Consider the following 24,969-nt stretch of genomic DNA (forward strand, 5'->3'; position numbering starts at 1 on the left):
TTGCCATCGCAAGAAAAACGTCCATCGACGTACATTCTTTAGAAGAATGACCGCGTTTGGATGTTGATTACCTTGCGATAACTGGAAGACCGGCTTCAAAGTTCCTATTTCCCATCAAAAAAGCGATGAACGTGCGCGCTCGCACGTTCATCGCCAATCCGGTTCAACGCGATTCCATTTCCGTATTCGGGAGCAGGTCCTTGCAAGCCCGTTCAAGGTACGGCGAGGCGCTTAAAAAATCGCGAAACGCGGTATACTCCTGCCATAGTTTATTCCGGTCTCCGGCAGAACCGCTGACCGCACGGATCAAAATATTCTTGGGCGTATGTTCCATATCGATAAACTCCAGCAGCTGCGTCTTGTATCCCATCAGGTCGAGAAGCTTGGCCCGAATGGCGTCCGTGGCCAGCGCCGAGAAGCGTTCCTTCAGTATGCCGTGGGACAGCAGCGGCTCCATGACTGGGCTCTGGACTTGGGCGAACAGCTCGTGCTGGCAGCAAGGCACCGACAGAATCACCGAAGCCCCCCAGCGGACCGCTTTTTCCAGCGCCGCATCGGTTGCGGTGTCGCATGCATGCAGCGTGACCACCATATCCACCTGCTCCAGTTCGTCATAATCCGCAATGTCGCCGACAAGAAACCGCAATTGGGTATAATTCAGTTTTTTCGCCAGCATACTGCAGTGTTCGATGACATCCGCCTTGAGATCCAATCCGACAATATTCAGCTTTCTGCGCGCGGTTACCGCCAAATAGTGATACAAAGCGAAGGTCAGATAGGATTTGCCGCAGCCGAAATCGACGATCGTAAGCGGACGGTCCTCCGGCAGATGAGGAAGGACATCCTCCACCATCTCCAAGAAGCGGTTGATCTGTTTAAATTTATCGTATCTGCGGGCAAATACTTTGCCATCCTCGCTCATGATGCCCAGCTCCACCAGAAACGGAACCGGCTCTCCCTCTTCAAGAATGTAGGTCTTTTTCCGGTTATGCGACAAATCCGTTTTGGTCTTCGAAGCGGATTTGGTCAGAATCGAAACCTTGTATTTCTTCGAAATCAGAACCTGATAGTCCGCTTCCGGCGTATAGATCATCGCTTGCCGGAATACATTTTCGAACATATCCAACAGTACGGCCTCCGCCTCATCCGCCGGCACATTCTGATGGGTGACCTTGGTTGCGGAATAATAGGCGAACTGATAGTGCAGCTTGTTCTTGAGCTCTACGGGCTTAACCGTTACTTTGCTGTAGGTCATGCCTTCCCGCTTGCGAAGCTGGCTTAGCGTAGCCGTAATCAATGATGCTTCTTCCATGATGTTATGAATCAATTTTCTTAATGCATCCAAAAGGTACATCTCGCTTTCTTTTATGTTATAGACAGGTTAATCGAGGCCGGGAAACGGTTTGTCTCCGTCCACCGCCGCATGCGGAAAACGGCGGCGGAGCTCGTCCATTCCTTCCTCGACTTCCTCCAGCGGAAGCCCGCCTTTTGCCAAATCCTCGGGCCGTTTCTGCTGCAATCTTTGATAGAACCTTACGCCTTCGTCATATTCGATCTTACCGCTATCCAGCAGTTGGTACAGGGTATTCTCCGCTTCCGCGAACATCCCCTGCTGCTCCGTATACGCATAATAATCCAGCATCGCCGTTTCGGGCCACGCGTAAGCCCTTAAACGTTCTTTCAGCAGAGCGATCCGTTCCGTCAACCCGATCAGTTTCGGATCCGCCCCTTGCAGGGCTGACTTCAAATATAACTGAAAGACCTTGGTATAGAGCATAACGGCTTCTTCTTCGCGCTCAAGCTCGAGCAGCAGCGACGCTTCCTCTTCCATCAGCCTTGCGGCACTCTGCAGCTTGTCCGCTTCCAGATAACCATGATTGCGAAAAAGCTGCTCGATATCGGCTGCGGACAAGGAGCGAAGCAGCCCTGAATTCAGTCGGAACTGCCGTTTAAAAAGCTCATCCAGCTCCCATAAAGCTTCGGTGTGCTTGCGCTCCTGCTTGAGCGAAAACACTTTGGCTATCATCTGTGTCATATCCTCAATAAGCCGCACAAGATAATCCCTGCGAAACATGCACTCGCCCCCAACCTGCATCCGTGCCGGATGCAGCGAATTGTTGACCTCATCTTTAACCTTCCGGCAATTCCCGCTGCCGAGGAACTTAGGACCGGCATGCCAGGCAGCTTCGGTGAATCCCCTGCAGGCGCATTCATGCCGAGTCTATTCCAATCCGGATCACGATTAAATTGTAGGCTATCCGGGACCAGAATTCCAGTAGCCGCCCTTCTGCCTCGTTCACGCTTTGTTCAATCGGGGTCCGGAAACGATGGAGGGGCCACTGCAACTGCAGCCCACAATGCAACAAACGGATACCCCGCAATAGGAGTATCCGTTTATTATAAACGATATGGATTTATTCTTGCTCCAGCCGTCCCATGAAAGAGGAAATGACTTCGCCGAGCTTCTCGGGCGTCTCCATCATACTCATATGACCCGCGCCCTCGATCACGATCCGGGTTACGTTGTCATGGTCTGTGGTAAAGGTGCGCTCCGCCGGAATCAAGCCGTCCTTCTCTCCTGCTACAAGCAGGATCGGCAGCGTGGAAGCCGAGAGCACATCGCGCCGGTCCGGACGCTCGCGCATGGCCAGCGCCGCCCCTATCGCACCTTGCGGCGGCGTAAGGTAACCGATCTCCTTCGCCCGCTGAATGCATTCCGGCTTGGTTTCCTTCGTATCCGGAGCAAACAGGCCCGGCACCAATCCGTCAACAAAAGCCGTAATGCCCTCCCCTTGGATGGCGCTGACCGCTTTCACCCGTTTCTCCTTCGCTTCATCCGAATCCGGATAGCCCGTAGAATGGATCAGGCCAAAGCCGTTCAATCGAGAAGCGTAGCGCTGGGCGAAGGAGAGCGCTATATATCCTCCGAGGGAATGACCGAGCAACGCCGCCTTCGGAATATCGAGCTCATCCATCAATAGCAGGACGTCGTCCGCCATTTGTTCGATGGTATACGATCCCATCGGTGCATCAGACCGCCCGTGACCCCGGAGATCCGGTACAATGACTCTGAAACCTTGAAGATATGGCAGTACCTGTTCCCAATAGGCGGAGCTTCCGCAGAAACCGTGAAGCAGAATGACCGGCTCACCTTGTCCCTGATCCACGTAGCAAATCGTGCTGCCGTTGCATTGTACTTTTTCCATAGCGATACCCTTCTTTCTATTCAGCGATGCCCTTGGATAGACACCCATTATTTTATAAAGAATGAACTATTATTAAACTAAAACAACCCCGGTTGAAACGCGTGTCTTACGGCCTAAGGCCAAAGGCCGCAGCGGCTTGCTTCGCTATCTGCTCCGCCATTCCCATGACCTGGTAAAGGGACGTCACTTGGAGGGTCCAATACGGCTTCGGTCCATGAACGTTCACGACCGCTGCCACGCTGTAGTCTCCCACTGCCGGCAGCTTCCCGCCGACGGATTGGGCCGGCGCCAGCGGACCTTCGCTTGTAAAGAAATAACCGACGGAAGAGGATTGTCCCAAGCAAGCATCAATGGCAATAACCACCTGATCCTCGGGTATGCCTTGAAGCTTTGCCTCAAGATTGAAAGCATCACATGGTTCGGGCAGCGTGCCGATCACCTGCGGAAAACCGTATTCCACAAGCCGGCTTCCAGTCAACGGACCGAGCGCGTCACCTGTGGAACGGTCGGTGCCAATACATAAAAATACGATGCTGCCCAGCGCATGGCGCCGCGAAATCCCCTGAAAAAAACCGGCCAGTTCATGGCCCGACATCTTGGCTTTGGCAGCATGCGCGCTTGGCGTCTTGCCGGCTTGTTCGCTCATGACGGACCTCCTTGATTAAATGGTTCGATGATTAGCATCGCTGACGGTGAAGCGTTTTTTTCTGATTTTAACCTATCTTCCTCACCGATGGCAAAAACATTGGTCGAGCCGCACGCTAACATGTTACAATACAGGGATGAAAATCGTAAATCCGCCTAAGAGAGGATGGTGTTATTCCATGGATTTGAGTGAAAAATCCCAAGCCAATGTCGAGTATATGATCGAACAGATTAAAACGAAGCTACGGATGGCTACAGGCGCTGCCATGCAGGCCTCTGCCTTCTCGGTTAACCAATATGATGATATTTATGATCTGTACGATATGGTCATGAATAAACAGAATCTTAGTATTTCGGAAGTGGAAGCCGTTGTATCCGAGCTTGGACAGCTCCGCGGAAACCAGTAGGACGGTATCTTCGCGTACTTTGAGTGTATTCTTAAGAAGCGCTTTTGTCATGACAAAAGCCCCGGGCACTTGCGAATCTCGCAAATCCCGGGGCTTTCTGTTTACGTTATGGCATATCGATAAGAACCATTTCCGAGCTTCCCTCACTGGAGTTCCCCCGGAAGGTCAGCTCATGACGACGCTGTATCCTTGCCGCATCGCCCGCCTTAATATCGAATACGCCGTCTTCCGATGATATTTCGACATGACCGCTTATGACGTATAGATGCATTCTACGATCCCCGGCCAGACTGTACGTCAGTTCTTGTCCGGTCTCCAGTATGCTGCTGTACATCACAACATCCAGCGACTGGGGCAGGCTCGACTCACCATTGCCTGAACCGATGATCGGAAGCATCTGGTTCAATTGCTGTTCTTTTGTGAAATTGCTTTGATGGTGACTGGTCTCAAGGCCCGGCTCCGCAGGAAGAAACCACATTTCCAGATAGCGTACGTCCTCCGAAGATGAGGCATTCCTCTCGGCATGGTACACGCCGGAGCCTGTATTCACGACATGAATCGTACCGGGTGTAAGCTCCATGACCTTCCCTGTATCATCCTCATACGTCAACGTGCCTTCCAGCACCAAATGCACAATCACCAAATCATGATGAAACCTTCGATCAAACCCCTCCATCGGTTGGAGCACGTATTCATTATGCGCCAGAAGGCTTCCAAAGTGCTCGTTATGCGGGTCTGTATAATCACCAAAAGAAAAGCTGAATTCGCTGTGAATACCGTCTTCATGGGTAGTATGTCTTTCCGCTGCCGTCATGATTTTAATCATGGCCGGTCACCTCCGCCTTTTTTACTATTCAATACCCCGGCGGTTTCCGGTCTAATCAGTCGCCTTTAAGCGCGGAGCAGCTTAAATCCGGTTTCTACCCTGCCTACTCGAAGACCCTCATCATTATATAAATCCTTAGGATATGCAGCTTTCAGCCGTTCGATGGTCGCTTTGCTGCCATAGCCGATTTGTTCCAATATGGACTCCGCGATCCAGCCCCATTCTTCCTCGGAGCCGTCCGAAATTTTGAAAGAGATGCCGAGCCGCTCCTTCTTAAGGCCGAAACAGTACACTCCCTTGAAGCCGCCCTTGGCCACAATATTAGGATCTTCCAGAAGAAGGGTATCCACTTTGTGTTTACCCGCCACCATATAAGGGGCTGCATGCATGGCCTTTGTGATTTGCATGACCGCCTTTCGCGTCGGCTCGTCCTCTATGAGGTCCGGGCATGCAAGCTTCATGTAGGCTGTTGCCAAAGCGCGGAGCGGCATGGCGAATACCGGCAGTCCGCATCCATCGGTTCCCAGTTTCACATCGCCGGGAGCCAATCCCGCCAAATAGGCGACCGTCCGAAGGATTTCTTGCTGCAGCGGATGTTCCGGCTGATCGTATCCCGTCAACGGATATCCCGCCATCTGGCAGTAGGCCAGCATGCCATAATGCTTGCCGGAGCAGTTATGGTACCATTTACTTTTCTCGCCGCCGCCTCGCAAAAGTGTTTCTTTGCTTCCTTCGTCCAGCGGCCAGCTGGATGCGCACACCATGTGGGTTTCGCTGATGCCCGCCTTGCGTGCAAAACGCTCCAACACTTCCACATGAGCCTGCTCCGCACGATGCGAAGCCGTCATGATCGCAATTTCCTCATCGGACAGTCCGTAATGATCGACCAGCCCGCCGCGAATGGAAGGAATCGCCTGCATCGGCTTGGCCGAAGAACGCGTAAATGCGACATAATCCGGATCTCCCGCATAAGCCTCGACCTTACCTTGTTCATTCACAATACATATATGTCCATTGTGGACGCACTCCAAGATGTCCGCCCGATATTCCTTCACCAATACAGTGTCCATGTTGAATAACTCCTTCTATATACCGTCTGTTACGTATGATGCCTTGAGAAGCCTGTATGCTTGCATCTCCCCGAGATCACGCTTATTCGAGAATGATTGCGAATCTGTATTCAGTATAGTACAAAAAAGGGCAATTGACAGCAGGATACGTTCCATAGAGGACGGACATTTCATTTATCTCCCGTTTTGCACGTCTCCTGTTTCATGGTGTGGCCTTGCGTTTAATTACGAGATAAGCAAGCCCACTCGAAACACATTGCTCTGAAAAAGGAGGCGATCGTATGTGGGGAATCATCATCAGCATCGTGATGGCAATCATCATCGGGATAATCGGGGATGCGCTGGTTGGTCATGAAATGCCGGGCGGAATTATCGGTTCCATGATCGCAGGTTTCATAGGCGCATGGCTCGGACCGTGGCTCTTCGGAGCTTGGGGTCCTGTCATAGGCGGATTTGCCATTGTGCCCGCAATCATCGGTACGGCCATCTTTGTATTCCTGCTCGGTCTTGTTGCCAAGTTGTTTAGACGCACAGCCTGATCCTCGTGTTTATATTCATTTTTATATTAACTAAAAGGAGTGAAAGTTATGAATAACGCAGAACAAGAATATCCAGTACAAAGCGGTTCCACATTCTTCAAAGGTGCTTTTATCGGTGCCTTGGTCGGAGCGGCGGCAGCTCTGTTGTTCGCTCCAAAGCCAGGCCGCGAGCTTCGCGGGGATTTATCCGAGAAGCTGAGCATGGTGTCGGATAAAACCAAAGAAGTCGCTTATACCGTAGGCGATAAAGCTTCTGAACTGGCAAAAACGGTAGGAAGCAAAGCCTCCGATGTCATGGCCACCGTGAACGAAGGCCGCCAAAGCATTATGTCCAGCGTCAAGGAAGCATCGGCAGACGTGTCGAGCGAGGTTTCAAGTGCTTCCAAAGATGTGAAGGATAAAGCGATGGACACCTCTTCCGAAGTCAGCCGTGAAATGAAAACGACAACGAATTATTAATTCGTAGGGTCACGAATAGCCAGCTGACGCAGCTGGCTATTTTTGTGCCAGATCCGGCACGTTGTCTTATCCACATAGTATGGATTCCGAAGTGAAATGAAACGGCGCATCTGCCTGGAAAGCGGGGATATTTCATGAGTAAAGCAAACCCATATCATGGCGGCTCCGGCTTCTCAACCCGAAGCGGCAGTCGTTCGACACGAAACGAGGAACAACGAGTGCAATCCGAATCGTCCAGGGAAAGACACTCGAAAGAGGCGGATGAGGTGCAAGAGCATCCCTTTGAGCTTAGGCACGAAGTGAAGAAATTGAACACGCGACTGGACAAAATCGCCGCCACGCTGGAGAAGTCCGAAATGAAAGACATGATCGATAATTACATGAATCCCAAGAAACGCATCATTGCCAACCTCACTGCCGGCCTGGCCCGGGGGTTGGGCTTAACCCTTGGCACGGCTCTCGTGCTGGGTCTTCTGGGTTATATTCTCAGCTTCTTTGTCAATGTGCCGATGATAGGGGATTTCATCTCGAACCTGCAGGGATATATTGAACAATCCAAATCCTAATTCGTCTCTATTACCTGAACAAGCCCGGTACCTTTAACGGTTACCGGGCGATTGTGATGAGTTATTGCTGCACTTCTTATGCAATCGTGTACTTCGCACTCAAATATTCCTGTTTTTGGACTTTACTTGAAGCAGGTCCCCCGTCCATCCCTTCGCACGCATCCAAAGGTACATCCCTCCGGTCCAGAGCAGGGTGAAGCCAATGACTGCCGTGAAGCCCCAGAACGTCTTAATGCCGGGCAAGTTTTCGAAATTCATGCCCCATACGGCTCCGATCACGGTTGCCGGTGTGAATACGACCGTAAAGATGGTCAAGGTCTTCATGATTTCATTGCCGCGGAACGCCGAGATGGCATCATCTATGGATACCAGCGTATCGATTTCGCGCTCATAGTGATAAATCAGCCTTTCCATTCTTTCTACTCGATGCAGGAGCTGTTGAAACGAGCGGCTGGCATCCAGCTCGCCGTGATACCCCTCCTTCGCCGCAGCGATCAGCTCCTGAAAAGGAATAAACAGGTTGCTCCATTCCAGCAGCTCAAACCTTGACGAGAGAATGTTATCCATTAAAGATCTTCGGTTGCGTGTACGCATATCCTTTTCGACAAGACGCAGGTTATGTTCGAATTGATCCATTCCTGCATGGTAATAATGCAGAATGGCCCGGGCCAATACAAACAGGCCGTCTACGGGCCGCTCGCATTGATGAAGCATCGAGGCTCTATCGGCCTTGGCCATCACGCTGCGGGTATGCTCATCCAAATTAATGGTGATCAGCACTTGAGCATCCACATAGAAATAGAACTGTTCCGACTTATGATGCTCGTGTTCATTCGTAACCTTATAAAGCATGGACCCCATAATGACCGCCTCCACCCCATCCTTGAAACGAACGGATAAGTAATTCCGCTCCTTTAACGACGGTGCCAGATTAAACCATTCGGCTGTATAAGGATAGCGTGACCGAAGCTCGCCGATCCAGGAGGATTGCCAGTTATCCGTTCGGACATCGTGCCATTGCCACCTCCCCGCAAAATCATAAATATCCTGACCTTCTGTCGTATCCGGCCCAAGCATGATTTCCTTGCCACTCCCTTCGATAAATACGGATATTAGGTTTCAAAAAAGGCACGCATTCCCGTGATGGAGGAAGCGTGCCTTATGTTGCTATACGTCTGTCTCTACGAAGCTTGTCCATATCAATACGAAGAATTGGACATGATTTGCTTCAGTTTTTCCGTTGCCCGCTTCTGGATACGCGAGACACTCATTTGCGACACACCTAACCTTTGAGCGATCGCTCGTTGGGACTGCCCCTCCTGAAATGCCAGCAGCAGCACCTTCTGCTCCTGCTCCTTCAGCTGGCTCATCGCCTGTTGAAGATCCATGCGCTTCTCGACGGAATCAAAGTCGTTCACGTCCGAACTGATCAGCTCTCCAAGCGTGGCCCCGGTTTCTTCCTGAGACAATGGGGAATCCAATGATACATAATGATAGCATTCCCTTCCCGCCAACACTTCAACGGTTTCCTCAACGGAAAGATCCAGGTAGGATGCAATCTCATTCACATCAGGAGATCGTTCAAGCTTCACCATTAATTCATCAATCGCTTGCTGGACCAAGGCCCCCTTCTCCTTGATTCGTCTTGGCACTTGAATGTACCATGATTTATCGCGGAGGAAGTTTTTCATATGCCCGATCATACTCTTCATGGCGTAGGGCTCAAACGGAATCCCCAGGCTAATGTCGTATTGCTGAAGCAAACGGATTAATGCCATTTGACCAACCTGATATAAATCCTCATACAGATCGGGCCGATTCCGGGCAATTTTGCCTGCTGCCATCTTGACCATCGGTTCATATTTTTTAATCAGCACCGTTGCGATATCGTTATCCTTCATCTGCTGATACTGTTCTATTAAATGAACTGCTTCATCTCTGGACTCTTGGGGAGTCGCCTTATCACTCATACTGGCTCCTCGCTTCTTGCGAGCCGCTTCGTCAGCGTAACCTCGGTTCCCTTTCCAGCCTGGTTTGTCACGCTCACCTCGTCCATAAGCGCCTCCATCAGGTAGAAGCCAAGTCCTCCGATTTGGACCTCGCTGAGATCTTTATCATGAAGTGTACGATCGCCAACCGCCCCCACACTGTCGAAACTCTCCCCTTCGTCTCTGACCGTAATGGATAGCGACTCGCCGGTCACTTGAAATAAAACCTCTACCATTCCGCCTTCCTGGCTATAAGCATATAAAACCGAGTTGTTACAGGCCTCCGACACCGCAACCTTCATATCTTCGATCTCTTCATAGGAAAAGCCCATCTTGGAAGCTATCCCGTATAGATTCAACCTTACAATATCCACGTATTCAGCACTGGCAGGCAAATTAAGTGTTATTCTTTGTACATCTGAATTCATTCTTTTCGATCCTTTCCTATTGGGAATTCTTCTTACGACTGAAAGAACTTCGCAATACCCGTCATATCGAACAGCTTTTGAATTTGCGGCGGAACTTCCTCAACTGCAAAGCGTGCTTCCATGCCATGTCTGGCTTTCAGTATCGACAGAAGAATACCAATGCCCGTACTATCAATATATGTCATGTCCTTCATGTTGACGATCAAGTCTACTTCGGAATTGCCGACAAGAGGCTCCATTACCAATCGAAAATCCGGAGCGACGGACAAATCAAGTTCACCGCTCAAAAATACAGTGCATACGCCCTCGTTCATTTGGGTTTTGGCATTGAACTTATCATTCGTTTTTGTATTCATAGACACTCTCTCCCAATCATTTGTTTTCCCTTTACATAACCCGTTATCTCGCTTGTTGAAACAGGTTAACGAGGGATCAAGGCGCGCTAATATATGGAAAACGATTCATTCACTAGCCGTTGATGATTCGAACTTGGCTTGGGCTGATGTCCCATCCGTCCGGCTCTACCGGCATATAACGGGATATCAGGTGCTTTACACAGCTGATTTTGACCGGTTTGCTGATATATTCATTCATGCCGGCATCAAAGCAGCGCTTCTGAATCCCGTCCATGACATTGGCTGTCATCGCAACGAGTACGGGAGCGTCCGCTTCCGGCTTCATCTGGCGGATGAGGCGAGCGGCCTCCAAACCGTCCATGACCGGCATTTGCAAATCCATAAAGATCATGTCGTAAGCTTTAGGCCCGGCAGCCATCTCAACGGCCTGCCTGCCGTCTTCGGCCATATCCGCAATCATTCCCATCTTTTCAAGCATGCTCTCCATCAGCTTTCGATTAATCGGATGGTCGTCCACGATCAGAATGTTCGGCTGTCTTCCCCCGTGCACCCGATATTTGTCCGAATGTTCCTCTTCCCGTAGCCGAGGATGCTCCTCCTCATGCGTGTGAACGCAGATCGTGAATACGAAGGTGGCTCCCTCCCCTTCCTTGGAGTCAACCTCGATCTCTCCGCCCATCATCTGCACAAGCGATTTACAGATCGCTAGCCCCAGACCTGTTCCGCCGTAGCGTCTGGTCATCGAGGAATCCAGTTGAGAGAACGGCTTGAACAGCCGGTCAAGCTTCTTCGATGAGATACCGATTCCCGTATCTTTTACCGTGAATTCAAGCGTTAACCGATTCTCTTCAGCCTTGGCAAGCGAAACAACCAAATACACGCCGCCCTCATTCGTAAATTTCACGGCATTGGATACCAAATTCACCAACACTTGACGCAGGCGCCCCATATCGCCGAATACCATCGAAGGGATTTGATCCTCGATATAATACGTAAGCTCCAGGTTTTTCTTGGAGGCTTCTCCGGAGAACAAACCGAACACTTCCTGAACGCAGGACTTAAGATCAAACGGATATTCCTCCAGCTCCATTTTGCCGGATTCCATCTTGGAGAAATCCAGAATGTCATTAATGATGTTAACCAAGGCATCCGCACTGTTGCGGATAATCGTGGCATATTCACGCTGTTCATCCTGAAGCTCGCTGTCCATCAGCAAATCAATCATCCCGATAACGCCATTCATCGGCGTTCGGATCTCATGACTCATCATCGCCAGAAACTCGGTTTTGGCTTTGGCGGCAATCTCGGCTTCTTCCTTGGCCAGCACTAGCTCTTGATTAATCTTTTCCAGTTCCTGAGTCTTCTGGTGCAATTGCGCGGACTGGATCTTCAGCCTGTTATTGGTCCGATACATATCGACAAAACCCTCGATCTTGGATTTCAAGATTTGAGGGATGAAGGGTTTAACCATATAGTCGATTGCACCGGCGGAGTATCCCGCAAAAAGATGCTCCGCGTCCTTGCTGTTTGCGGAAATGAATATTATCGGAATATCCTTTGTCTTGTCTCTCGCCTTGATCAGCCTTGCCGTTTCAATGCCGTCCATGCCGGGCATTTGGACATCGAGAACAATCACGGCAAAATCATACTTCAAGAGATATCGCAAAGCCTCTTCGCCTGAAGTAGCTTTAATGAGCGTGTATTGTTCGCTGTCCAGAACAGCTTCGAGTGCAAGTAAGTTTTCAGGGCGGTCATCTACCAACAGAATATGAATCGGTTCGTGAAACCCCATGAGATCCTCCTACAAAACTTCTATTTAATCTTTCGATAGATTTTCTCGACGCGGTCCAATGTCTCATAAGCTTCGCTATAATTCGTAAAGTGTATGGACTCTTTGGCGCCCAGGACGAGAATACCGAAATGGCTTAGACTCTCGTGAAACAATCCGTGCACGTGATCCCGCAGCTGGTCATTAAAATAGATCATGACATTCCGGCAAAAAATCACGTTAAACTCGTTAAAGGAACGGTCCGTTGCCAAATTGTGCTCGGCAAATATCATGTTTTTCTTCAAGAACGGCTGAAAAATAACCGAGTTGTACTTCGCGGTATAGTATTCGGAGAACGAGCGGGTACCGCCCGCCTCCAAGTAATTCTTCGTATATTGCTTCATGCGTTTGATGTCGAATACGCCTTCCTTGGCCTGCTGGAGCGAACGCGAATTCATGTCCGTCGCATAAATCCGGGATTTTTCATACAGTCCCTCTTCATGAAGCAAAATGGCCATGGAATACACTTCTTCTCCGGTTGAGCAGCCTGCATGCCAAATCCGTATATACGGATACGTACGAAGCAATGGAACCACCGACTGCCTGAATGTCAAGAATAGTGTCGGATCCCTGAACATTTCCGTAACAGGAATCGACAAATTATATATGAGCCGCTCAAAACATGAACGATCGTGCAGTACTTTGTCTTGGAGGGCAGAAATCGTGGAAACACCCTCTGCATGAACATGATGCCAGATTCTCCGCCTCAACGAAGGAATGGCGTAATTTCGAAAATCGTAACCATAGAATCGATGAATGCCATCCAAAAGAAGTTCGATCTCGATCTGTTCCAGTTCACGCTCGCTATTCTCTGTCAACAACAGTTGTTCTGATTCCATATGGTCACTAGATGACATTACGCTTGCACCGCTTTCCGAGTGTTTATTTGCTACTTGTACTTTACCCACAAAAGCGGCTTACGAATACAACCAAACCCTCATTAGGGAAAGAAGTTGCTCTGTCTGAATCGGCTTCTTCATATAATCGGAAGCACCCGCTTCAATGCATTTCGCGCGGTCCTCTTTCATGGCTTTGGCCGTCAGGGCAATAATCGGCAATTTGTCGAATTCCGGCATTTCGCGTAAACGGCGCATCGCCTCATAACCGTCCATCTCCGGCATCATCATATCCATTAACACCAGATCGAAATCCGGATTCTGCTGAAGGAGCTCGATCGCTTCCCGGCCGTTCTCGGCAAAGGTCACTTCCATATTGTATCCCTCCAGCACGCTGGAGAGGGCAAACACGTTGCGGATATCGTCATCCACAAGCAGAATTTTCTTACCTTCAAACAGTTCTTCCTTGTTGTGCAGCTTCTGCAGAATTTTACGTTTGTCCTCCGGCAAATCGGCCTCAACCCGATGCAGGAACAGCGTCGTTTCATCCAAAAGCCGTTCCGGGGACTTCACGTCCTTAATGATGATCGACTCCGCATATTTGCGAAGCTGCATCTCTTCCTTCGAATCCAAATCCTTGCCGGTGTAAATAATAATAGGCAGATCCACCAGGTTCTCGTCATCGCGAATCTGGTCAAGCAGTTCAAAGCCTGTCATATCCGTCAGCATCAGATCAAGCACCATGCAATCATAGCGCTGCTTACGCAGCTCGCTGAGCGCCTCGGCGCCTGTGGATGCCGCCGTAATCGACACATCGTCATGGCCGATCAATTCGATAATGGAATTCCGCTGAATATCGTCATCCTCGACAATCAAGAGATGTTTCATCGATTTTTCCGCATAGGATTGGATATGCGTAAACGCGTCCTCCAGCGCTTCCCGGCTTGAAGGTTTCTTCAGGTAAGCGATCGCTCCCATCATTAAGCCTTGCTTCACTTCATCCACAACGGAGATGACATGCACCGGAATATGGCGGGTAACCGCAGAGCTCTTCAGCTCGCCCATGACGGACCAGCCGTCGATTACCGGGAGCTGGATATCCAGAATGATGGCATCCGGTCTGTACGACTTGGCCATCTCCAGTCCGATGTCACCCTGCAGTGCGACCAAAGCCTTGAAGCCGCGGCCTCTGGCCATATCGAGCAGGATTCTGGCAAACTTCACGTCATCCTCAATGATGAGCAGCACTTTATCCGTCGGCCCGAGCTGGTTGCGATCATCGTCTACCTGTATGGCAGGCTGAACCTCTTTCGTAACCATCTTGGCTTTCGGTACGATCAGAGCGCTCTCCGGCGGTGCCTCCATCGCTGCGGCCGCTTCCTTCGCACCGTCTGCCACTTCTGGATGGCTTGCCGGCAGGAAGAGGGTGAAGCAGCTTCCTTTGCCTTCCTCCGATTCAACCGTAATCCCCCCGCCCAACAGGCGGGATAGCTCGCGGCTGATGGAAAGGCCAAGCCCGGTCCCGCCGTATTTGCGGCTAGTGGTACCGTCCACCTGCTGGAAGGCTTCAAAGATCAGATCCGTTTTGTCTGCCGGAATGCCGATTCCGGTATCTTTGACAGCGAAGGCCACATAGTCCGATTCGGCATTTAGGTAAACCGGAAGCTTGTCCTTGTCGGCCTTCTCCACCTGCAGCTCGACAGAGCCGCTATTCGTAAACTTGAAAGCATTCGATAACAGGTTGCGCAGAATTTGCTTCACGCGATGACTGTCCGTCACGATGCTTTGCGGGATATCCTCTTCAATATGCACGCCCAAATTAATATGCTTGCGCGATGCCACCGCGGCGAAATTCTGCTCCACGAAGGCTTCGATATCCGGAAGCTGGACGTCTTCATAGTTAATTTCCATTTTCCCGGCGTCCACTTTCGATAAGTCGAGAATTTCATCAATCATTTTGAGCAGGTCGGAGCCCGACATGTAAATCGTCTGTGCATATTCAATCTGCTTGGAGCTTAGGTTCCCATCCTTGTTCTCAGACAGCAGCTGCGACAATATCAGCAGGCTGTTAAGAGGGGTGCGCAGCTCGTGGGACATGTTCGCCATGAACTCCGACTTGTATTTGGTTGTAATCGAGAGCTGCTTCGCTTGCTGCTCGAGCTGTACTCGCGCCTTCTCGATTTCATCGTTCTTCTCTTCCACTTCCTGCACTTGTTCCTCAAGCGCACGCGTCTTGGCAACAAGCTCGGTATTGTAGTGCTCCAGCTCTTCCTGCTGGCGCTGCAGCAGGTCCTCGGAACGCTTGAGGGCATTGGTCTGCTCCTCCAGATTCTCGTTGGTACGGCGAAGCTCTTCCTGCTGCGTCTGGAGCTCTTCCGATTGAACCTGAAGCTCTTCGGTCATGGCCTGGGATTCGCGCAGCAGCTGCTCGACCCGCAGTCGGCCTGTGATGTTGTTCAGAATGATGCCGAGGGACTGGCTTAGCTGAGACATCAGCTGCTCCTGCAAAGATGTCGTTTCCTCGAACGAAGCCAACTCGACGACGCCCAGCACTTCATTCTCGAACAGAATCGGGTAGATCATGATAGACACCGGCTTGGATGAACCCCACGCGGATTCCACCTTCATATAGTCCTCAGGAGCGCCTTTCAGGACGACCGGCTTCTTATCGAGCGCCGCCTGGCCTACAAGCCCTTCCCCGATCATGAACGCAACCTTCGGCTCTTCTCCGCCTTCATGGGCATAGGAGCCCTTCATCTCCAATTTGTTCGGATGTTTGTCTTCCTGACGGATATAGATGGCTCCGTAATGAGCTCCCAAGATCGGCGTGAATTCGCTGATAAATCGCTGGCCGACCTCTTCCAGGGAATTGATTCCTTCCAGCAGCTCGGTGACTCTGGCCATATTCGAGTTCAGCCAGGATTGATCACGCTGCGCCTGGAGATAAGTCTCCTCGATGCGCTGCTTCTCGATGATGTCTTCGGACAAGTCTTTGAATACTCGAGCTACGTCCCCAAACTCGTCCTTGGACGTAACCTTGATACGGCGGATGGCCTTCAGCCTGCCTTCGCCGAAGCTCTTCAGCATCATGGAAACCACGTTGATGCCCCGGGTTATGCTTGGGAGAATCCATAGAATGACCAGCATTCCGATAAGAAGCCCGCCGGCCATGATGTAGATGAATATTTGCACGGAGCGGTCGTAAGCGGCTTGCGCTGCGGCTATATCATCGTTGATCTTCTGATTCTCGTAGCTGCTAAGCTCGTTCAGGCTCATCAGAATCTCATCCTGAACCGCTTGCCCGGTGGAATTACGGAGTGCGTTGGCCCCATCTGCGTCGCTGGTAGAGAGCAGTTCCAGCGTCTTGTTCTGATACACGATATATTCGTTACCCGCACGCTCGATCCGGACCAGCAATTGCTGTTCCTCTGCGGTATTTACGCTTTCCTTGATGGCCTTGAAATACTCCTCCGCCTGTGCCGTCATCGTCTCGATTTCCTGTTTGGACACCGCATACGTAGACGGATCGTTGCTCAGGATCATATTCGTAAGCTCTCGCGCCATATTGTTGACTTCTCCGCGCATGCCGCTGGAGTTTCGCACCTTCTGGTATCGCTCCTGGAAGATCTGGTCCATCTGGTTGTTCATATAACTGATCCGGTCGTACCCGATCAGGGTTAAAACCAGCATAAGCGCCAGTAATGTTGTAAAACCAATGACTAACTTGCTCTTAAGCTTCATTGATGGGTTCCCTCTCCTTTTTTAAGAGATATCCAAACCAGGCATTTATCGTCCTCTCGCTCCTGCGATGGATCATCCACAAAATACTGTTCCTTCATTTCGTCCTCTCTCCAATGGTGAGGGCCACCCAGATGCGTCTTCAGGTGATCCAGCTTCTCGTCATGTCCGCCCTCTACCAGTTCGAGCAAGCCATCCGTATACATAACCAAATGACCTTCGCCTTCATAATGAAAGCTTCGTGGCTCCATGTCCTCGATCCGGTCGAACAAGCCAACCGGGCAGCAGCCTTGATCCAGCGTCATGACCTCGCCGTCCTCCTTGAAGAACAGAGCCGGGGGATGTCCAGCGTTGACATAGTCCACCCGCTTCAAACGAGTGTCCACGACAAGATAGATGGCCGTAAAATAGTACTGAATCAGCTGTTCGCCCAGGTTCAACTGATTGAATCTGCGATTCAATTCTTGAACCACCTTCTCCGGTTCGACATAAGTCGTCACCGTATCCTTCAGCACCGAAGCGATGAACATGCAAAACAGGGACGAAGTAATCCCGTGTCCCATCATATCCAGCAGAATCACGCCATAACGTCCGTCGCCTAGCGGAAACCATGCATACAAATCTCCCGCAAGCTCTGCCGAGGGCTGGTACAGCGCATGAATCTCCAGCTGTTCATCTTCGATGGGTGAGCTTAACACGGCATTCTGAACCATGGCCGCAAGCTTCAATTCCGCCTGGACCCGCTGTTCCCTTTCAATATGCCAGTCTTTCTCATGCTTCAACCGAAGCGCGAGGCGTATCCGCGCCATCAGCTCCACCTTGTTGATCGGTTTCGTGACGTAATCGACGGCACCGGCATCCAGCGCTTCCGCCAGCTTCTTCGAATCTCCGACGGCGGTGACCATAATGATCGGTATATCTTTCAAATGCTCGTATTGCTGAACAATACGGCAAGCTTCTATTCCATCCATCTCAGGCATCATCATATCGAGCAGCACCAAATCGATATCCGCCCTACGGGGTTTCGGATCATGGCTGCGATCGCCGATCCCCAGGTGTTCCAGCATTTCCAGGGCCGAAGATGCAGATAGTGTATTTTGATAATTTTCCTTCTTCAAGATTTCTCGAATAATAATGACGTTAGTCGGATTGTCATCTACGATTAATATTCTCATTGCCCTCTCCTTTAACGTTACGGCTTATGCGGCAGAAATCCTTTTCCTACTATTATACTATAATAACCCTTTGATCATTTGCCATAGAAAAAGGTTCTCAAGCTTGAATCTTCCACTTTTAATAGATATATGGAACATTCTTTTAAAACATAGATAAGGAATGAGACGTCAATAGTCTCATTCCTTATCTATGTTTTAAGTCCTATAACTCCTATGTCGAATCAGCGCCAGGCTGAACGTTCAATGCTTCCTCAATCCTTCTTAGCTATCACGAGCACTTTGCCAAGGTCCAATTGTTTCTCGTAAAATCCCGCCTCGGCTTCGGTAAAGCCAAGCGATACGATTTTGGCACGCAGCTCATCCCCGCGGGACCGGAACAGATTCGCCAGGGCATCAAACACGCCTTCTTCCTTAATGCCTACATTATTGGCATCGGCTGCTTCCACAATCCGGCTCGTCTTGTCCGAATCATGGGCCAATACATAAATGTGATCCAGATCGTAACCGGACTGCCGTAGATTCTGAACCTCCTGAACCGCTTGCGTCCCGTTTTCCACGACTTTGGCATATGACTTCGTATTGGTGAATTCCATTGTGAAAACCTCCCCTAATAGTGTTAAACCTCAATTTAGGTTATAGTCCATTGGTTATTAACCGTAATTCTCAAGGTTGAAACAAATTTATTCACTATAATCGAAAAATAAATCGACGCCTTCGATTTCACCGGTATCCCGGTCAATGTATACCTTAAGCGCATGATGGTTCTCAAGGTATACATCTCCGTCCTCCGCCTTAAAATACGGCTTACCCAGGGATGACCGGACATGATCGGTTGACATGCCTATATGCTGGCCTTCAACCTGAAAGGACTCGGCAGAGGGCTTGACATGAACATATTCCGTGTAGCCGTTGCGGACTCCAACTTCCATATTTTTATAAAGAAGCTTAGTGGTTCCGCTCAGCCCGTCCTGCTCGATTCGTGCAGGCGTTCCCAGCTTGCGGACGATATCACGCTTGGTATCCGCAAGCGATATCCCGTTTAACGTCCCGTAGCCCTCTGAAGAGTTGTCGCCGGTGTGTGCTTGTCCAACATCCGCAGCGGCATGAACTACAGGCGCTTGCCATATCTCGGCAGCAGGCTGCTGCGCTGCCGCAGCACCCCCACCTCCGGAGTAAACCATGAGCCCGACCATCAACAGTGCGACATTCCACATGCGACCTCCTCCTTTCATCATCTTGCCGTGTTATACCCTGGCTTGGCTTAAACCTGTTATCTGGCTTTTTGACGACGGAAACTGTTCCACAGGCCAACTGCCGTGTCCACGTAGGACAGCCAGTTCCGGCTGCGGGACTTTTCTTCCGCTTCCGTCTTCTGATAGACGGCGTCATACGACTGGAACGTGCGATCTTGTGCCGTCAAAGGCACTTCCATGCGGGCGGGCTGCTCTTTCTTCTGCTCTATCCGGGATTGCTTAAAGCGGCTAACCATGCCGGCGGATATTTGCTTCACCGCATAAGTGACTTCGCTTAAAGCTTCTCCCAGGTTTTTGACGGTATCCATAACCGGATCAATTTGTTTCATCTTATGCTGAACATCCACCGTAATATCGTTCGTATTTCGAATGGTCTGCTTCACTTCATAACTCAATTCGTCGACCGTCTTTTGTACTTCCTGAAGCGTTTGTGTTACCTTTTCGAGCGATTGCGTGGCCGCCTTCAATGTCTTGATCAAGAAGAATACGAGAACCGCAAATGCCACGGCAATAATGGCAACACTGATTTGAGTTAGCATACGTTGTCCCTCGCTTTCAAGTTATGTTTGGTTTCGGATACGCAATAGTTACCCTATCCCCCACCTCACGAAACAAAGGGTTCCTTGCCATCCATGCCACTGTTCTCCAGCTTGTTTCATCCCCTGCCGCCCCGGTTAAAGAACACTACGAAGGGCGCTGCGGCAACGCCGATGGCCCCTACCGATCTTCAAATTGGATAAGAGCTCCTTACTTGGAGCAGCATGCGATGACATGCCATATATCCAATAAAATCGATGAAGAAAGCAGGGTGAATATGATGTTAAAATGGTCCGTAATTTTTCTGGTGGTTGCACTGATTGCAGGGATCTTCGGCTTCTTCGGCATCGTTGAGGCTGCAGCCAGTATCGCGAAGGTTCTGTTCTTCGTCTTCGTTGTCCTGTTTGTGATCTCTCTCTTTACCGGACGCAGACGAAGTATGTGACGGCGTCACATGTTGTTAAAGCCCGTGCATTGAATATACACATAGGAACGTGAAAAAGGGTGTCCCTCCGTTGTTAAACGGATGGGACACCCTTTTTTGTGGCGTGCTTGAATTTGAGGCGGATTAAGCGTTCGTTGCTGCAGCCTCCCGGCTTCCGGCTGCCTTCGGCTCTTCCGCCGGCTTCGTCTTCTTGATGAAGAAAGCCAGAATCAAGGAAACCACGCTGATCCAGGTGGCAATAACAAAGGCATAGTTAATGCCATAAATCGTTGCTTCGTTGCCCAGCTTAAGCAGGTCGGCCTGATTCTTCGGATCAAACAGGCCCGACTGCATCAAGGCTTCTCCTCGGCTCTCCGCCTGGGTGGACATGACGGTAACGAGAATCGCGGTTCCGATCGAGCCGGAAACCATGCGGAGTGTATTCGACATGGCCGTACCATGGGCGTTCAAGCTCCGCGGCAGCTGATTCAGTCCCGCGGTCTGAATCGGCATCATGAGCATCGACATACCGAACATGCGGGCCGTATAGATAATCATGATCTGGCCGTAAGACATCGTTTCGGTCAGATTACTGAACTCCCATGTCGTAATGACCGTAATCGCCAGACCGATAACAGCCAGCCATCTTGCGCCAACCTTATCGAATATCGCGCCCGTGATGGGTGACATAATCCCCATCAGAATCGCGCCGGGAAGCATGAGCAGACCGGATTCCACCGGCGTAAACCCGCGAATCTGCTGCAGATAAATCGGCAGCAGGATCATCCCGGCATACATCGCCATCGTGACGATGACATTGATCAAGGTCGTTAACGTAAACATGTTGTACTTAAATATACGGAATTCCAGCATCGGATTGTCAGCCTTCATTTCCCGCCATACAAACAGGATGAGGGCAACCGTGCCGACCGCAAGGGTCGTCACGACCGGCGTGCTGGACCAGCCGTCGTTCCCGGCGTCACTGAAGCCGTAGAGCAAGCCGCCGAAGCCGAGCGTCGACAAAATGACAGCGATCATGTCCAGCTTGGGCCGGCTGACCTCGGTCACGTTTTTAAGGAAGAAGACCCCGATTAACGTAGCGATAACGGAGAAAGGCAGGATCATGTAGAACAGCACCCGCCAATCGTAATGCTCCACGATATATCCGGAAAGCGTAGGACCGATCGCAGGAGCAAAGATCATGGCGATCCCCATCATGCCCATGGCTTTACCGCGGTTCTCGATAGGGAAAATGTTCAGAAATACGACGGTCATAAGCGGCATGAGAATTCCTGCACCCGCTGCCTGAACGAGGCGTCCGGTTAGAAGGAATGCGAAGTTAGGGCTGATGGCACACAGCAAGGTGCCGATCGTAAACAGCGTCATGGCGCTGATGAACAGCTGCCTGGTCGAGAATCGCGCTATCAGGTAGGCGGTAACGGGAATCAGCACTCCGTTCACCAGCATAAAGCCTGTGGTCAGCCACTGGGCTACCGTCGGTTTGATGCTTAAATTTTCCATGATGCTCGGCAGAGCAACATTCATCAAAGTCTGGTTAAGAATGGCGACAAAAGCGCCAATCATTAATGCGGCAATGATGGGGCCTTTCTTGACAGGCTCGCCGGGGCGAGCAGCAGTATGGGTATTCATCGGAAGCTTTCACTCTCTTTCTAAGTAAGTTCGTTCATATCAATAGCATGTTTGTTCTATGTGGACAGCTGACCTTGGATATACTCAACATTCGTCAAAATTTTGCGGTACAGGGAACTCAACTGCCTAACCTCTTCATCTGTTAGAAAACCATATAACAAATCGCTCAGTTCGGCGCGTTTATTGGCCAACTGCTCGATCAGCTCCCGCCCGAGCGGCGTAATCTCCAGATGGATGACCCTGCGGTCGGTTGTATCCCTTACGCGGCGCGCGAATCCGCCTTCGATCAATTTATCGGATATGCCCGTGACCGCGCCGCACGTCACATGAATGGAATCCGCCAAGTCAGACAATCTCAAAGCACCCTGTTCGTGGAGCTTCTCCAAGGCGGTGTACTGAGTTCTCCCCAGCTTAGGGAACCCCTCCTTCTGCCATTCATTCTGCACAGTCCGAAGCATCTTCTTAAATAGCATCTCCAACTCCAGAATTTCATTCCGCATGGACATGTATTTTTTTACACTCCTTTAATGGTCCAGCACTCCTTCAATAGAGACACCCTCTCCTTCGCCTCTAAATACTTTAGTACTAAAACATTTATTTCTAAACATTTACTGATTATAGTAGGGGATCATTTCAGTGTCAATGTTTACATATATATTTTTTCCATAATTATTTTCTGAAAATAATGCTTTATCATGAAAGAAAATGCAAAAAAGACCCAGACATCGTTTCCTTGTCTGAGTCTTTAGCCGATTCTCTTGCTTTACTTAAACAACGAAGGAATCGACATCCAATCCATCGTAAAGTTCAATTCCAGGCCATCGGACAGAAACTTAACATTCTTCACGGTTACCAAATCCGGCAAATAGTCCTTCAGCGAAATTTGAATGGGGTCAAGCCGGAACACATTCAGCGGAATTTCAACGCCACGAATCGTTGTCGATTCATGCGTCAGGTGAAGATAGCTTCCCTCGGCTGACATCTGGAAGCGCAGGACGGCTCCAAACGGCAATACGCCCCATTTTCCGTTCATGCGGGCGGTCATGGTGGTACCGTTCATTACGAAATCGGCACCGGTTATATCGACGCCAAGGTCATGCGTGCTCATATATTTTACCATGTTCTTCTTGCTGAGTTCCCCGACTTCCTCCGTGCTTAGTTTCATGCGGGTATCCCGGTTCGACACCATGGTCATCAATTTGTCCTTGAAATCAACGGATCGATAGCGCATGTCCAGGGATTGCGTAGGATAAACAAACCAGACTGCCGCACCGATGATCACAAGCAACAAGACAAGTATTCCCAATAGGAATCGCCCGGTTCGTTTCTTTCGGCGTACCATCCAAAGATCCTCCTCCCAAAGGATTTCCCTGCTGGAGCAGGGCTTTTCCCATCCCCAAAGTATATAGGAATCCTGGAAACTTGTCACGATTTGAGAATTGTACCCAACTTTCTTGGTTCAAAACATCCAAATGGTGGTTATTACGATATTGTCAAATACTACTTCGGTCCCAAGGAGGAATCATTCCATGAAAAAAACGCTAAGCATTACTGCAGCCCTAGCACTCACCCTGTCCCTAACCGCCGTAGCAAGCGCGGATCCGATTAACGGTACGGTATCCAACACTTCAGGACCGGCTCCGATCTCGGTGGAAGACCCGCTCATCAAGCCTGAAGAAGTCGTGATCGTACCGACGCCGATGATTGAGCTTACAAGCAAAACTTACTTCTACAACGCTCCAAACGGCGAAAAGCTTGGTGCCTTGGCTCCGCAAAAGCTCGACACCACCGGCAATCGTTACGATGTCATGCTTGGCGGGGAATGGGTTGAAGTATATACATGGCTCGGTAAAGCTTGGATTTATGTAGAGTAATCGTGTATGGCTATCGGGCTTCATGATCCTTCATGCACCCCGGCATGTTAAATGGCAGGTCAAGAGAATCTTGGCCTGCCATTTGTATACCTGCACATTCGGTATCCCTTAGGAGGATCCCTTAGGCTCCACATGAATATGGACGCTCATAATATTATGAATCTTCTCCATCTGCTCTTCGATTCGGTCACTGATCTGATGCCCCTCCAAAACGCTGATATCCGGGTCTACCTCGATGACGACGTCCACCAATACATGATTGCCGTGGATTCGGGCTTTCATATCCTTGATTCCCTCGACACCGGGCGTACGGGCAATCGTGCTGCGCAAATCCGACAAACGGTTTTCATCAAAGCCGTCGGTGAGGCTATAGGTACAATCCCTGAATATTTCCCAAGCCGTTTTGCAAATAATGACGCCAACCGCTACGGCCGCCACGGTATCCAGCCAGGGCAGGCCGAATTGTGCGCCGATGATGCCGACAGCGGCCCCAACGCTGACGAGCGCATCGGACAAGTTATCCTTGGCCGCTGCCATCAGCGCCTGGTTATCGATGCGCCGCGCAAGGTTCCGATTGTAACGATATACGCCCAGCATCGCAACGGCACAGATGCCGGCTACGCCGGCAGACCATAAATTCGGCACTTCCTTGGAGCCTTCAAAAAAAGAACGGACGGCTTCAACCAGCACTTGGATGCCCACGACCGCCATGATGAAGGAGGCCACCAGCGCCGCGATCGTCTCCGCCCTCAAGTGTCCGTACGCATGATCGGAATCCGGCGGCTTCTGGGAAATCCGCAGCCCGATCAATACGGCGAGCGATGCCACGATATCCGTCAGGTTGTTGAAACCGTCGGCGAGCAAAGCACTGGATGCAAACAAGTATCCGCAGAATATTTTAAACGATGACAATACGAGGTAGGCCGCAATGCTGATCCAGGCCCCTCGCTCCCCTTGTTTGATGTTATCATAGGCATTCACTATACGCGTCTCTCCTTTGCTTGCTCCGTGCAGACTTCAAGCGATATCCATCATTATCCATATTTAATCCTAGCAAAGGTCTTTCGTGTGGGTCTAGAGAAACATAATTGCTTCGGTCAAAGAACCATGGACGTAGAAAATGGTATTAATCATTGTTACCCTTGCCGGACGATTTAAAAACGA

General features: G+C 50.4%; 27 protein-coding genes. 6 read left to right on the forward strand and 21 right to left on the reverse strand.

Annotated elements, in window-relative coordinates; genetic code table 11:
• Positions 1-163: 163 nt before the first annotated feature.
• The 4 genes from RB297_RS25895 to yyaC all read right to left on the reverse strand — a co-directional run bounded on the left by RB297_RS25895 (position 164) and on the right by yyaC (position 3,852).
• Positions 164-1,354 carry a class I SAM-dependent methyltransferase gene (locus RB297_RS25895; protein ID WP_176502548.1) on the reverse strand — a complete coding sequence of 397 codons (1,191 nt, stop codon included), beginning with the start codon at positions 1,352-1,354 and terminating at the stop codon, positions 164-166.
• Positions 1,355-1,381: 27 nt separating this feature from the next.
• Entirely contained in the window at positions 1,382-2,074 is a 693-nt protein-coding gene (locus RB297_RS25900; RefSeq protein WP_375121781.1) for a DUF6483 family protein, read from the reverse strand.
• 340 nt (positions 2,075-2,414) lie between these two features.
• Entirely contained in the window at positions 2,415-3,206 is a 792-nt protein-coding gene (locus RB297_RS25905) for an alpha/beta fold hydrolase (protein ID WP_192570566.1), read from the reverse strand.
• A 106-nt stretch (positions 3,207-3,312) separates the two neighbouring features.
• Complete coding sequence (gene yyaC, locus RB297_RS25910; RefSeq protein ID WP_192570565.1) at positions 3,313-3,852, reverse strand: spore protease YyaC; 540 nt, start codon at positions 3,850-3,852, stop codon at positions 3,313-3,315.
• A 178-nt stretch (positions 3,853-4,030) separates the two neighbouring features.
• On the opposite strand from yyaC, the gene RB297_RS25915 reads away from it, so the two are divergent.
• Positions 4,031-4,258, forward strand: a complete 228-nt coding sequence (locus RB297_RS25915; RefSeq protein WP_015737472.1) for a DUF1128 domain-containing protein — start codon at positions 4,031-4,033, stop codon at positions 4,256-4,258.
• A 106-nt stretch (positions 4,259-4,364) separates the two neighbouring features.
• Here the strand turns inward: RB297_RS25915 and RB297_RS25920 are convergent, their stop codons facing one another.
• Both RB297_RS25920 and RB297_RS25925 read right to left on the reverse strand, forming a co-directional pair.
• A complete protein-coding gene (locus tag RB297_RS25920; RefSeq protein ID WP_213580976.1) occupies positions 4,365-5,084 on the reverse strand; it encodes a pirin family protein in 720 nt (239 codons plus the stop codon).
• Between the two features lie 65 nt (positions 5,085-5,149).
• On the reverse strand, positions 5,150-6,154 hold the full coding sequence (locus RB297_RS25925; RefSeq protein ID WP_096776952.1) for an asparaginase: 1,005 nt from the start codon (positions 6,152-6,154) through the stop codon (positions 5,150-5,152).
• Positions 6,155-6,435: 281 nt separating this feature from the next.
• Here RB297_RS25925 and RB297_RS25930 point away from each other — a divergent pair, with 281 nt between their 5' ends.
• The 3 genes from RB297_RS25930 (at position 6,436) to RB297_RS25940 (ending at position 7,718) form a co-directional block, all read left to right on the forward strand.
• The gene (locus RB297_RS25930; protein WP_015737475.1) at positions 6,436-6,693 is read left to right on the forward strand and encodes a GlsB/YeaQ/YmgE family stress response membrane protein; all 258 of its coding nucleotides are present in this window, start codon (positions 6,436-6,438) and stop codon (positions 6,691-6,693) included.
• A gap of 48 nt (positions 6,694-6,741) precedes the next feature.
• The gene (locus RB297_RS25935) at positions 6,742-7,152 is read left to right on the forward strand and encodes a YtxH domain-containing protein (RefSeq protein ID WP_009594054.1); all 411 of its coding nucleotides are present in this window, start codon (positions 6,742-6,744) and stop codon (positions 7,150-7,152) included.
• Positions 7,153-7,286: 134 nt separating this feature from the next.
• The gene (locus RB297_RS25940; protein ID WP_036663874.1) at positions 7,287-7,718 is read left to right on the forward strand and encodes a DUF5665 domain-containing protein; all 432 of its coding nucleotides are present in this window, start codon (positions 7,287-7,289) and stop codon (positions 7,716-7,718) included.
• A gap of 99 nt (positions 7,719-7,817) precedes the next feature.
• On the opposite strand, the gene RB297_RS25945 is transcribed toward RB297_RS25940, so the two are convergent.
• The 11 genes from RB297_RS25945 to RB297_RS25995 all read right to left on the reverse strand — a co-directional run bounded on the left by RB297_RS25945 (position 7,818) and on the right by RB297_RS25995 (position 19,859).
• Complete coding sequence (locus RB297_RS25945; protein ID WP_375121782.1) at positions 7,818-8,795, reverse strand: magnesium transporter CorA family protein; 978 nt, start codon at positions 8,793-8,795, stop codon at positions 7,818-7,820.
• A gap of 122 nt (positions 8,796-8,917) precedes the next feature.
• Positions 8,918-9,688: a sigma-70 family RNA polymerase sigma factor gene (locus RB297_RS25950; protein ID WP_375121783.1), complete on the reverse strand. Its 771-nt coding sequence runs from the start codon at positions 9,686-9,688 to the stop codon at positions 8,918-8,920.
• Positions 9,685-10,134 carry an anti-sigma B factor RsbW gene (gene rsbW, locus RB297_RS25955; RefSeq protein ID WP_015737478.1) on the reverse strand — a complete coding sequence of 150 codons (450 nt, stop codon included), beginning with the start codon at positions 10,132-10,134 and terminating at the stop codon, positions 9,685-9,687. Before rsbW ends, RB297_RS25950 begins: the two co-directional genes overlap by 4 nt.
• 32 nt (positions 10,135-10,166) lie before the next feature.
• Positions 10,167-10,490, reverse strand: a complete 324-nt coding sequence (locus RB297_RS25960) for an STAS domain-containing protein (protein ID WP_009594079.1) — start codon at positions 10,488-10,490, stop codon at positions 10,167-10,169.
• Between the two features lie 112 nt (positions 10,491-10,602).
• On the reverse strand, positions 10,603-12,282 hold the full coding sequence (locus RB297_RS25965) for a response regulator (RefSeq protein WP_036663869.1): 1,680 nt from the start codon (positions 12,280-12,282) through the stop codon (positions 10,603-10,605).
• A gap of 20 nt (positions 12,283-12,302) precedes the next feature.
• Complete coding sequence (locus RB297_RS25970; protein ID WP_374705909.1) at positions 12,303-13,157, reverse strand: CheR family methyltransferase; 855 nt, start codon at positions 13,155-13,157, stop codon at positions 12,303-12,305.
• A gap of 78 nt (positions 13,158-13,235) precedes the next feature.
• Positions 13,236-16,895, reverse strand: coding sequence for a response regulator (locus RB297_RS25975; protein WP_096776949.1), 3,660 nt, complete (start codon positions 16,893-16,895; stop codon positions 13,236-13,238).
• Positions 16,892-18,067 carry a SpoIIE family protein phosphatase gene (locus RB297_RS25980; protein WP_096776948.1) on the reverse strand — a complete coding sequence of 392 codons (1,176 nt, stop codon included), beginning with the start codon at positions 18,065-18,067 and terminating at the stop codon, positions 16,892-16,894. Before RB297_RS25980 ends, RB297_RS25975 begins: the two co-directional genes overlap by 4 nt.
• 251 nt (positions 18,068-18,318) lie before the next feature.
• A complete protein-coding gene (locus RB297_RS25985) occupies positions 18,319-18,660 on the reverse strand; it encodes a YflT domain-containing protein (RefSeq protein ID WP_009594092.1) in 342 nt (113 codons plus the stop codon).
• 87 nt (positions 18,661-18,747) lie between these two features.
• Positions 18,748-19,281: a hypothetical protein gene (locus tag RB297_RS25990; RefSeq protein WP_096776947.1), complete on the reverse strand. Its 534-nt coding sequence runs from the start codon at positions 19,279-19,281 to the stop codon at positions 18,748-18,750.
• Between the two features lie 56 nt (positions 19,282-19,337).
• Positions 19,338-19,859 (reverse strand): DUF948 domain-containing protein, encoded by a 522-nt coding sequence (locus tag RB297_RS25995; protein ID WP_036663863.1) that lies wholly within the window; start codon positions 19,857-19,859, stop codon positions 19,338-19,340.
• Positions 19,860-20,137: 278 nt separating this feature from the next.
• On the opposite strand from RB297_RS25995, the gene RB297_RS26000 reads away from it, so the two are divergent.
• Entirely contained in the window at positions 20,138-20,302 is a 165-nt protein-coding gene (locus tag RB297_RS26000) for a DUF1328 domain-containing protein (RefSeq protein ID WP_036663891.1), read from the forward strand.
• 123 nt (positions 20,303-20,425) lie between these two features.
• On the opposite strand, the gene RB297_RS26005 is transcribed toward RB297_RS26000, so the two are convergent.
• The 3 genes from RB297_RS26005 to RB297_RS26015 all read right to left on the reverse strand — a co-directional run bounded on the left by RB297_RS26005 (position 20,426) and on the right by RB297_RS26015 (position 23,273).
• Positions 20,426-21,931 (reverse strand): DHA2 family efflux MFS transporter permease subunit, encoded by a 1,506-nt coding sequence (locus tag RB297_RS26005; RefSeq protein WP_096776946.1) that lies wholly within the window; start codon positions 21,929-21,931, stop codon positions 20,426-20,428.
• Positions 21,932-21,987: 56 nt separating this feature from the next.
• Positions 21,988-22,437 (reverse strand): MarR family transcriptional regulator, encoded by a 450-nt coding sequence (locus RB297_RS26010; RefSeq protein WP_096776945.1) that lies wholly within the window; start codon positions 22,435-22,437, stop codon positions 21,988-21,990.
• Between the two features lie 257 nt (positions 22,438-22,694).
• Positions 22,695-23,273, reverse strand: a complete 579-nt coding sequence (locus tag RB297_RS26015; protein WP_096776944.1) for a hypothetical protein — start codon at positions 23,271-23,273, stop codon at positions 22,695-22,697.
• Positions 23,274-23,460: 187 nt separating this feature from the next.
• Between RB297_RS26015 and RB297_RS26020 the strand changes: the two genes are divergently transcribed.
• Positions 23,461-23,805 (forward strand): hypothetical protein, encoded by a 345-nt coding sequence (locus RB297_RS26020; protein ID WP_096776943.1) that lies wholly within the window; start codon positions 23,461-23,463, stop codon positions 23,803-23,805.
• A 108-nt stretch (positions 23,806-23,913) separates the two neighbouring features.
• Here RB297_RS26020 and RB297_RS26025 read toward each other — a convergent pair whose 3' ends face one another.
• Complete coding sequence (locus RB297_RS26025; protein WP_036663860.1) at positions 23,914-24,789, reverse strand: cation diffusion facilitator family transporter; 876 nt, start codon at positions 24,787-24,789, stop codon at positions 23,914-23,916.
• Between the last annotated feature and the right edge of the window lie 180 nt (positions 24,790-24,969).

It is taken from the genome of Paenibacillus sp. CR_12 (assembly GCF_041953985.1).
Classification (GTDB): domain Bacteria; phylum Bacillota; class Bacilli; order Paenibacillales; family Paenibacillaceae; genus Paenibacillus_AQ; species Paenibacillus_AQ lautus_A.

What these genes read in the sequence shown, in the direction of transcription:
- RB297_RS25895 (WP_176502548.1), bottom strand. Translation starts at nt 1,354, where the DNA reads ATGTACCTTTTGGATGCATTAAGAAAATTGATTCATAACATCATGGAA.
- RB297_RS25900 (WP_375121781.1), bottom strand. Translation starts at nt 2,074, where the DNA reads ATGTTTCGCAGGGATTATCTTGTGCGGCTTATTGAGGATATGACACAG.
- RB297_RS25905 (WP_192570566.1), bottom strand. Translation starts at nt 3,206, where the DNA reads ATGGAAAAAGTACAATGCAACGGCAGCACGATTTGCTACGTGGATCAG.
- yyaC (WP_192570565.1), bottom strand. Translation starts at nt 3,852, where the DNA reads ATGAGCGAACAAGCCGGCAAGACGCCAAGCGCGCATGCTGCCAAAGCC.
- RB297_RS25915 (WP_015737472.1), top strand. Translation starts at nt 4,031, where the DNA reads ATGGATTTGAGTGAAAAATCCCAAGCCAATGTCGAGTATATGATCGAA.
- RB297_RS25920 (WP_213580976.1), bottom strand. Translation starts at nt 5,084, where the DNA reads ATGATTAAAATCATGACGGCAGCGGAAAGACATACTACCCATGAAGAC.
- RB297_RS25925 (WP_096776952.1), bottom strand. Translation starts at nt 6,154, where the DNA reads ATGGACACTGTATTGGTGAAGGAATATCGGGCGGACATCTTGGAGTGC.
- RB297_RS25930 (WP_015737475.1), top strand. Translation starts at nt 6,436, where the DNA reads ATGTGGGGAATCATCATCAGCATCGTGATGGCAATCATCATCGGGATA.
- RB297_RS25935 (WP_009594054.1), top strand. Translation starts at nt 6,742, where the DNA reads ATGAATAACGCAGAACAAGAATATCCAGTACAAAGCGGTTCCACATTC.
- RB297_RS25940 (WP_036663874.1), top strand. Translation starts at nt 7,287, where the DNA reads ATGAGTAAAGCAAACCCATATCATGGCGGCTCCGGCTTCTCAACCCGA.
- RB297_RS25945 (WP_375121782.1), bottom strand. Translation starts at nt 8,795, where the DNA reads ATGCTTGGGCCGGATACGACAGAAGGTCAGGATATTTATGATTTTGCG.
- RB297_RS25950 (WP_375121783.1), bottom strand. Translation starts at nt 9,688, where the DNA reads ATGAGTGATAAGGCGACTCCCCAAGAGTCCAGAGATGAAGCAGTTCAT.
- rsbW (WP_015737478.1), bottom strand. Translation starts at nt 10,134, where the DNA reads ATGAATTCAGATGTACAAAGAATAACACTTAATTTGCCTGCCAGTGCT.
- RB297_RS25960 (WP_009594079.1), bottom strand. Translation starts at nt 10,490, where the DNA reads ATGAATACAAAAACGAATGATAAGTTCAATGCCAAAACCCAAATGAAC.
- RB297_RS25965 (WP_036663869.1), bottom strand. Translation starts at nt 12,282, where the DNA reads ATGGGGTTTCACGAACCGATTCATATTCTGTTGGTAGATGACCGCCCT.
- RB297_RS25970 (WP_374705909.1), bottom strand. Translation starts at nt 13,157, where the DNA reads ATGGAATCAGAACAACTGTTGTTGACAGAGAATAGCGAGCGTGAACTG.
- RB297_RS25975 (WP_096776949.1), bottom strand. Translation starts at nt 16,895, where the DNA reads ATGAAGCTTAAGAGCAAGTTAGTCATTGGTTTTACAACATTACTGGCG.
- RB297_RS25980 (WP_096776948.1), bottom strand. Translation starts at nt 18,067, where the DNA reads ATGAGAATATTAATCGTAGATGACAATCCGACTAACGTCATTATTATT.
- RB297_RS25985 (WP_009594092.1), bottom strand. Translation starts at nt 18,660, where the DNA reads ATGGAATTCACCAATACGAAGTCATATGCCAAAGTCGTGGAAAACGGG.
- RB297_RS25990 (WP_096776947.1), bottom strand. Translation starts at nt 19,281, where the DNA reads ATGTGGAATGTCGCACTGTTGATGGTCGGGCTCATGGTTTACTCCGGA.
- RB297_RS25995 (WP_036663863.1), bottom strand. Translation starts at nt 19,859, where the DNA reads ATGCTAACTCAAATCAGTGTTGCCATTATTGCCGTGGCATTTGCGGTT.
- RB297_RS26000 (WP_036663891.1), top strand. Translation starts at nt 20,138, where the DNA reads ATGTTAAAATGGTCCGTAATTTTTCTGGTGGTTGCACTGATTGCAGGG.
- RB297_RS26005 (WP_096776946.1), bottom strand. Translation starts at nt 21,931, where the DNA reads ATGAATACCCATACTGCTGCTCGCCCCGGCGAGCCTGTCAAGAAAGGC.
- RB297_RS26010 (WP_096776945.1), bottom strand. Translation starts at nt 22,437, where the DNA reads ATGTCCATGCGGAATGAAATTCTGGAGTTGGAGATGCTATTTAAGAAG.
- RB297_RS26015 (WP_096776944.1), bottom strand. Translation starts at nt 23,273, where the DNA reads ATGGTACGCCGAAAGAAACGAACCGGGCGATTCCTATTGGGAATACTT.
- RB297_RS26020 (WP_096776943.1), top strand. Translation starts at nt 23,461, where the DNA reads ATGAAAAAAACGCTAAGCATTACTGCAGCCCTAGCACTCACCCTGTCC.